The organism is Acidobacteriota bacterium (assembly GCA_016208495.1).
Lineage (GTDB): Bacteria > Acidobacteriota > Blastocatellia > Chloracidobacteriales > Chloracidobacteriaceae > JACQXX01.
Window position 1 is genome coordinate 1 of record JACQXX010000084.1, and the last position, 8,511, is coordinate 8,511.

Here is an 8,511-nt window from a genome sequence, read left to right on the forward strand (position 1 = left end):
CCCCGCCGCCGCCGAAAACTCCAAACACTTCCGGACGAAGTGATTGCTTTTCTCACACCTGGAGTCAATTCTCAATCCAAGGCTTTGGCTTTGTAACTTTATGCAAATTTTATTACTTACAGCTTATCCTGGCGCTTATGATCGTGGGGCTGGCGGCAATGGCCAAAGTCAAACAATCAACGTTAATTCTCACGACCAGCCGAACCTCAATCCATCAATGGCAACGTGAACTACTTGAAAAAACAACCCTGACGGTTGATGAAGTGATCGAGTACCAGAGTGATCTGGGCCATCTGGGGCCAGTAACGCTGTCAACCTATCAAATGCTGACCCATCGGCCTCACAAAGATGAGGATTTTCCGCACTTGAAACTCTTTCAGGCTCAAAACTGGGGACTTATTATTTATGACGAGGTCCATATGTTGCCGGCACCGGTGTTTCGGATGACAGCCGAAGTTCAGGCCCGACGCCGATTGGGACTGACCGCAACCTTGATTCGTGAAGACGGACGCGAAGGCGACGTGTTTAGTCTCATCGGACCCAAAAAATACGACGTCCCCTGGCGTGACCTGGAAGGTCGAGGCTGGATTGCCGAGGCGATTTGCACCGAAGTTCGCTGCAAAATGCTGCGCGAAATTCGAATGAGTTATGCCATTGCCTCAAATCGCGAAAAATTTCGGATTGCCTCGGAAAATCCGGTGAAACTTCATCTGGCCAACAAAATCCGGGAGCGTCATCCAAACTCGCCAACCCTTATCATTGGCCAGTATCTTGACCAGTTGAAACATTTTGCCGGAATGTTGAATGTGCCGCTTGTGACCGGAAAAACACCTCAACGCGAACGTGATCGCATTTACCAGCAATTTCGAACCGGTGAACTCAATCTCCTGGTTTTGTCGAAGGTCGGAAACTTTGCCTTGGATCTGCCGGATGCTGAAGTGCTCATTCAGGTCTCTGGAACCTTTGGTTCGCGTCAGGAAGAAGCGCAACGACTGGGGCGAGTGCTGCGCCCCAAAGCAATCGGGGTTCAGGCTCATTTTTACACTCTGGTCAGTCGCGAAACCGAGGAAGAATCCTTTGCTCACCACCGCCAGTTGTTTCTAGCCGAACAAGGGTATTCCTATTCCATTCTTGATGAGGACGAACTGTGAGCTACGACTCGATCATACGCACTCCCGAAACCTTGTTTAAACCATCAATTCTCGCTGAGGTGTTGTCAACATTTGGTGCTGATGATGTGAAGCGGATTGCAGTCACCTATCTTGGAAAAGGTACCAAACTCAACAAAGCCGACTGTATCAAAGCACTGACCAAGGCTCTGGTAACCCCAAAGGCAATCCATCAAGCCGTGGCCGATTTTTCAGATTTTGAGCGAACCGCGCTTGGTTTGATCAAGCTTCGCGGTCAATCCTGGGCCTCGGTTGAAGAACTGGCATTGGAATGTCTGATGCTGAAACCGGAAAAGTTACCCGCCGACCTTCTTTCCCGTGGGTATTACTCCACAAGTCATAAACATTATGGTCGCCTCAATGAGTTGTTGCGGAAAGGGATTGTTTTTCCGCTCACGGGTAATCATCTGGATCTCAGTAGTTACCACCACAGTTTTGAAGTCGCGGCCAATCCGCTGGTTTTAAACGAAATCCGGGGCATCCAACTTCCATCGCTTTCCATTCAGCCAGTTGACGGGCCGCAACTGGCGCGGTTTGTCAAACGCCCAAGCGAAATCGTCCTGCGGTTGGTGGCCTTTGAACAGGCAATAACCAAAGTCGGTGCGATGAACCTGACCGCCAAGGGAATTCCAGCCAAGACGATCTTTCCAAAGTTGCAAAAGCTGCTCGGATGGGAAGATTCGTCAAAATCGCCATTCGCGTTCACTGACCCAGTGGCGTTTTTCTTCTGGCTCTTTCGCGCCGCCGGGGTGCTGCAGTTTCAATTTGATGTTCGCGAAGTTCTGGTTCTGCGGCAGAACAGTCCAATCAGCCAGCCCTATCTTCAACAGGTAACGCAATGGCTCAAGGCGTATCGGTCCATCGTTTCCTGGCACGAGCCTTGTCCCCCCGGGTTGTACCTTTATTATCGGGATGAAGACCGGATTCGCGAGACCACGTTCAATGGATTTCGGGCTGCCCTGTTACTGGCGCTGGGAATGCTTCCTGATCCAACTGCCTGGTATCGCATTTCACACCTGTCAGAAGCTCTGTATGGGCAATTAGGCTACTCATTTACCCTGGGCCGCAACTCCAATAGTTTGCATTTCTGGCGCGAGAAAAGCCTTGAAGAGAAAAAACGGGCGATTGACGAATGGAAAGCATCGCATCGGAAAAACTGGGACAGCCACGACGAAGTTTTTATTCGGCAGGCACTGTATGGCCCGCTCTTCCAACTTGGGGTGGTCGAATTTGCCGGTGATGATGACAAACCCGGCCAGCCGGGATGTTTTCGGCTGACTGAAGTTGGTCGGGTGGCCCTGGCACGAATGTATGGACAATCCGTTGAATCATCCTCCACAAAGTTCATTCCACAGCCAGACAAACCCTGCTGGCTGATTCAACCAAATTTTGACGTGATGGTATATCTGGAATCGGCTTCGGCTGAACAATTATCGTTGATTGAGCGTGTCGGATCACGCCAGCACGTGGATGCCTCCACCGCCACCTACCGGTTGACTCGGGACGCAACCTATCAGGCGTTGGAATCAGGGTTGAACATCGAAGGAATTATTCGGCAATTGCAAGCATCAAGCCTGAAACCCATGCCCGAAGCGGTTATTCGGTCCATGACGGATTGGGCCAGTCGTCGGGAACGACTTTCAGTGCATTTAAACGCTCAGGTTCTGGAGTTTGAGTCGGCCCAGGCACGGGAAAAGGCGTTGAAATCAGGTCAGGTGACCGGTGAACCAATTGGCGACACGTTTCTGCTGGTCACATCCGCGGTGAAAAACCTGTCGGCATTTTCAGTCATCGCCTATGAGCCCGCGCTCCCACGGTGCATTTCAGTCGAAGACACAGGCCGCATCCTGGTGCATCGTGACCTGCGTGACCTGCTGATTGTGGATCAACTTTCCGAACTGGCCGAACCAATCGGCACTGATCAGATGGAGTGGCATATTACTGAAAAAAGCGTCCGGGCCGCGATGAAAAAAGGCTGGACCGTAAGCGAGATTTTGAATCAACTCCATCGGCGGGTGAATCGCAACCTGCCGCCCGTGCTGAATTTGGCTATTCAATGCTGGGGCGGAGCGGCCTTACCCGAGCCAACAACACTCAAAAAACAGGTTGTGCTCCAACTCCCAACCCACGATCTGGCCGAGGCAATTGCCAACAGTTCGCACTTTATGCAGTTTATCGGAGAACAGATTGGTCCACGAGCGTTTCTGATCCCAGATGTTCTTGCCGAAATGATGCACCAGTTGCTGATTCAATATGGGTTTATTGAAAAAACCACTCCACTCAATACTGATAATCCCACACCTCAACGAAAAAAGAAGCAATCATAACCTGAAAACGAGTTCCCGCCATGTCAAAGAAAACCCCAGTTTCTCACGAATCTAAACCCATTCTCCACTCACGCCTGACGCTCCTGGAGGTATCAGACCCCGAGCTGCTGGAGGAATTAAAAATGGACCGCAAGCTTGGTCCATTGATGGTTCGAAGTTTATCAGCCTGTGTGGCCGTGATTTCACCGGGTTCGGGAAATGCCTTTATCAAACACCTGCTCAAAGCAGGCCATACCCCAAAAATTATCGAGTCGGCTACATAATCATTTTGGGCTGAGGGCATCGGGCTGAGGGAAATACAATTTTTTCAATCATTTAGCCTTCCCGTAACACGAGGTATTCATTCCAAAATGGTATTAAATTTGGTCCAGGATGTGTTGGGCCTCGGAAAAAAATCCTTCAACCGCTTTGGCAACCCGTGACTCCAGGCTCTGAATATGCCCGCGCTGGGCAATGAACCGGGCACTGATGAACTCAGTTTCCCCCATTTGAAATTGAAACTGGAGGCCCCGCTGATTCTGGTCATTGGCAAATGCCGTCAACAGGGTTTCAAGATTGATCACCGATTCTTCCAGTTGAATGGGAATAACCATTCCTTTTCGAGGTGCAATTGAATCCGCACCTTGCTGAACTGGCGGTGGCGACGGCAAGGGAACTGGCGGCGGAGTGGGTTCGGCTGACCATTCATCGGCGATGGAGAGGTCCATGATTTTCGTCTCGATCACTTCAACCGGTTTGGCTTCCAGTGGAGAGGTGGTGCCATTCGGCTCCGGCTCCATTCTTGAAGACACAGGTTGGTGAGGTGACGCCGGCGTGTCTGGGAAATCTGATTCTTCCGGCGCGGGTCGAGAGGGAAAATCCGGTCGGGATCCCCATTGTTTGGGCTGGTTGCGACGACCGTGAGTTGGCGGCGGATTGGAATCCACCATGGTTTTAATCAATTCATACACTGAATCACGCGAATCCTTCATCGGGATCTCATCAATGGCCTGGACAAGCTGGTCGTTACTCAAACTTTGGATCTTGTGTTTCAGCGGCCCCGGAACATACTGGAACTGGGTTTCAATGGCCTGGTACAACTGCCGCCGGAGGTCATATTTATTCACTGGCTGGTACTGGTTTGGTTGCGACATGAATTTATTAACGTTTGGTTTCATAGTTCACAAGTAGCTCTCCATAAAGGTACGGTCGTACTCGACATTCTGGCTTGAATTGATGGTATTGCCTTTGAGATCAAGGGCTTTCAATTCAGGACTTCCGCCTTCGTCTTCGATTCCCCGTGTGTGTCATCATCAGGAAATGAGAGTTCCGAAATGATGAACTGCTTCCTTGATCCAGCATCTGGATTTTCAGGGTTGCATCTTTCATCTCTCGTAACGGATAAACTACCTAATGGCATCTTCCCAATCAGTGGTCCGCATAAAAACTGGACGTGTTTGCGCAAAACATCAATAACACACACTTCTCAACTGTCGTGGACCGAAAACTATTGAAGGATTTTGCTATTTAGGATTGGATGGCTTCCAAAATACAAAACAATGTCTGGCGAATCAAGATAATCTTGTGGTAATTGAACCAGTCGTTGAAATGAATGATGACCCTTATGAAATTGTATTCTGAACTGGCCAGTTGGTTTCACCTGTTGACCCCGCCCTCGGACTATACTGAAGAGGCGGCATGCTATGCGGCTCTCATGGATCGGCTTGGTGTGCCGCCGGAGGCTTCCCTGCTGGAGCTTGGCGCCGGAGGCGGGAACAACGCGTCGTTTTTAAAACAGCGGTTTACCCTGACGCTGGTTGATCTATCTCCCGACATGCTCGACCAGAGTCGGCAATTGAACCCGGAATGCGAGCATGTGGTTGGCGATATGCGTTCGGTTCGGCTCAATCGTTGGTTTGACGTGGTTTTTGTTCACGATGCGGTGATGTATCTAACCACCCAGGCCGACCTTGACCAGATGCTGGAAACCGCCTGGATCCATCTTCGCCCTGGCGGCGTGCTCATCCTCGTTCCAGACTGCACCCTCGAAACGTTTCAGGAAACAACCGCTCACCATGGGCACGATGGCTCGGATGGCCGATCATTGAGATATTTGGAGTGGACCTTTGACCCTAACCCGGATGACACTCACTACACCGTGGTTTTTTCACTGGTCCTCAAGGAGGCCAGCGGCACCATCCGTTTTGAGCAGGATATCCATTCGTTTGGTGTGTTTTCGCGGGCTGTTTGGCTCAATTCCCTGGAGAAAGTTGGATTTGCCGCCCACGAAGAGATTGAACCCGAAGGGATACTTTTTGTGGGGCAAAAGCCCCATGCCTGATTATCTGGGTTGGCTGGCAGTTCCCAGCGGTGCAGATGGAGTCAAATGGCTCTTTTTTGGCTTTACCTGTTTGTTTCTCCCCTGGATGGCCTATCAAAGCCGGAAAGGATTCAAAAACCTTGATCCGGAAACCCTGCGACATTTTTCCAGGGTGGGGAGTTATATCAGCTCTATCATTATCCTTTTGGTATTGCTGGCGCTGTCGGTTGGCACAGCCTGGTCCCACGGCCTGGAACTGATCCCGATTCACATCTTTACCTTGCGAGCGCTGGTTGCCTTCGTGATTCTCCTGAGCAGTGTTCTGACGCTGCTGAGAATTTTTTTACCCGTGGCGGTGCGGGAACCAGTGCTTCGATACATCATCCCAACCACAAAGGCTGAATTTGTCTGGTTTAGCGCCCTGTCGCTGCTGGCGGGACTGGCCGAGGAAATTGCATTTCGTGGGGTTTTGACTTCGCTGCTGCAACAATCCTGGGACTCATACTGGCTGGCAACCCTGGTCAGCGCCTTGATGTTTGGGCTGGCTCATCTGCTGCAGGGTGTTCGTGGAGTCGTCGTGGCAGCCTGTTTCGGACTCGTCAATCAGTTGGTGACAGGCTGGACCGGATCGCTTCTGGTGGCCATTGTGGTGCATGCCCTCTATGACATCATTGCGGGCTACTGGCTGGCCCGGTATTTGAGGGCTGAGTACAAGTCCCCATAAAAGAGGGATGAGAGATGAAGGATGAGGGATGAAAGAAAACCAGTTCTTCAGCCCGAAGTTTTCAGCCCGTTTTCTTCAGCCCCATCAAAAGACTTCTCATTTTTTTGATTCCGGAGTATTTTTTAGCTCTTGACCAGGGTCAACCCACTTACGTGTTTCTTCTCCAGCCCATGAAAGCCTTTCACCTGAGCGACGAGTTTATCGACGCTGAAGCCGAACGTCAGATGATCGCTGCCATTGCCCAACGCCCCGACCTGTTTTGGGAATTGGGCGAACTGTTGCGGCCTGATGTTTTTTCGGCTGAAAGTGCAAGTTGGGCACGGCTGGTGTATGAAATTGAGGAACGCGCGCCGATTACGCAAGGGCACGCCTGGGAACCAGCCCGCAATCCGCAAGCAACAGCCCAGCATTTAGCCGATTTATTTCAGCGACGACTCCTGGCTGGAACTCACGAACAACTGGCCGCTGGATTGTTTACCAATGCGCCGGTTTCAGACCTTGTCAGCCAGCTTGAATCGGAAACCCTTCGGATCAAAACCACGGTCAAGGAATCAGTTACCGGGAACCTCCAATGGGGCGACGCCCTGGTGGAGGATGTACTGGCCGAGGCTATTCGATTAGCTGAAGAACGCGCCCGACTGGGGGCGGTTGCCACTGGCCTTCCGACTGGAATCCGGAGGCTTGATGAATGGCTCAATGGCCTCAATACCGGGTTGCACCTTCTGGCTGGTTCGCCAGGTGTTGGAAAAACCACCTTTGCGCTACAGATTGCCACGACCGTTGCCCGGACGGTTCCCGTGGTGTATGTCACTTTTGAAAATTCACCGGCAAATTTAATTCTCAAAGCAGTTGCAGGCCGCGCCGGAATCAATCCCCAACACGTCCAGCGTGGATGGGCCGATGTTTCAGCTCTGGAGCAGGCCGCCCAGGAATGGCGTGAGATTGGCCAGCGGGTCGCTTTTATTGAAGGCACCTCAGATTTGACCCTGGCTCAAATCAGGGCCAAGGCTCGCCATGCCATTCACCGCTATCAGGCAACAAAGTGTTTACTGATTATTGATTATCTGCAATTGTGGGCCAAAATGTCGGCTGAAATGCGAGGGCTTTCATCAGTTCGTGAAAAAGTCGAGGTCATGGGCGGCGCCTTACGCGAGCTTTCAACCGCGCTCAAAGTTCCGGTTCTGGCACTGGCCTCACAAAATCGAGCTGGAGGTGATTACGGCGAAGGAAAAGGGAAAGCCGCACTCGACAGCTTGAAAGAATCTGGTGATTTGGAATATACCGCCGACGTGGTGATGTTTTTGACCGCCTCTGATCGCCGGGTTAACAAACCTGCCCGGGCTATTGACCTCACCATTGCCAAAAACCGCAACGGCGAAATTGGAAAAATCGAATTGATCTTCCGCCCGGATTTGTCTGATATGCGCGAAGTCGCCAATCAGGCACGGGGCTGAAAACTTCGGGTTGAAGATTCGAAAGCTCAGGGTTGAAGAAGATGTGTTGCGCTGCGCGCCGGTGCTTCTCTCAAAATGTTGAAGGATAAAAACACTTTAGCTGAAAGTGGTATTCATTTGAAAATGTTACAAATTATTTTTTTGACTAATACTACAACGAGGTTTTAATAAAAAACCGGGTTTTAAGCCCAGGAACTGGGCGGCAGGCACGCTAGCCCAGGGTGCAACCCTGGGACCAACGGCCTGCTCCCCCTCCCGCCCCGCCGGCAACCGCCGTAGGCGGTTGCCGGCGGGGCGGGAGAAATTGGGGATGACCGTCAACCCAGGGTTTCAAAGACTCCACCCTGGGCTACGAGCCATCACCCGCTTCGCAGGTTAAAACCGAAACCTCGTTGTAGTACTAAGTAGAGCGTGTCGCAGAACTCAATCTGTAAAAATCCAACCGGGTTTATTGAGAAGTTGGTGGGGTTGGAAGAGAAGTTGACCATCGATCTTTGACAAATAGACTGAGGAGAACTCAAGCGAGGGCAGTCGCGGA

The 8,511-nt window shown here is 51.4% G+C and carries 7 protein-coding genes; 6 read left to right on the top strand and 1 reads right to left on the bottom strand.

Annotated features, from left to right (window positions below):
• The 3 genes from HY774_17010 to HY774_17020 form a co-directional block, all read left to right on the top strand.
• The coding region (locus tag HY774_17010; protein ID MBI4750187.1) for a DEAD/DEAH box helicase at positions 1-1,151 on the top strand (1,151 nt) is incomplete at its 5' end.
• Positions 1,148-3,496 carry a hypothetical protein gene (locus HY774_17015; protein MBI4750188.1) on the top strand — a complete coding sequence of 783 codons (2,349 nt, stop codon included), beginning with the start codon at positions 1,148-1,150 and terminating at the stop codon, positions 3,494-3,496. The genes HY774_17010 and HY774_17015, both read left to right, overlap by 4 nt.
• A gap of 20 nt (positions 3,497-3,516) precedes the next feature.
• On the top strand, positions 3,517-3,759 hold the full coding sequence (locus tag HY774_17020; GenBank protein MBI4750189.1) for a hypothetical protein: 243 nt from the start codon (positions 3,517-3,519) through the stop codon (positions 3,757-3,759).
• A gap of 93 nt (positions 3,760-3,852) precedes the next feature.
• Here HY774_17020 and HY774_17025 read toward each other — a convergent pair whose 3' ends face one another.
• Positions 3,853-4,653, bottom strand: a complete 801-nt coding sequence (locus HY774_17025; GenBank protein ID MBI4750190.1) for a hypothetical protein — start codon at positions 4,651-4,653, stop codon at positions 3,853-3,855.
• 446 nt (positions 4,654-5,099) lie between these two features.
• Here HY774_17025 and HY774_17030 point away from each other — a divergent pair, with 446 nt between their 5' ends.
• From HY774_17030 to HY774_17040, 3 genes are all read left to right on the top strand, one after another.
• Complete coding sequence (locus HY774_17030; GenBank protein MBI4750191.1) at positions 5,100-5,816, top strand: class I SAM-dependent methyltransferase; 717 nt, start codon at positions 5,100-5,102, stop codon at positions 5,814-5,816.
• A complete protein-coding gene (locus HY774_17035; protein MBI4750192.1) occupies positions 5,809-6,519 on the top strand; it encodes a CPBP family intramembrane metalloprotease in 711 nt (236 codons plus the stop codon). The genes HY774_17030 and HY774_17035 overlap by 8 nt, the downstream gene beginning before the upstream one ends.
• 170 nt (positions 6,520-6,689) lie before the next feature.
• Positions 6,690-7,973 (top strand): DnaB-like helicase C-terminal domain-containing protein, encoded by a 1,284-nt coding sequence (locus HY774_17040; GenBank protein ID MBI4750193.1) that lies wholly within the window; start codon positions 6,690-6,692, stop codon positions 7,971-7,973.
• The last annotated feature ends 538 nt before the right edge of the window (positions 7,974-8,511 follow it).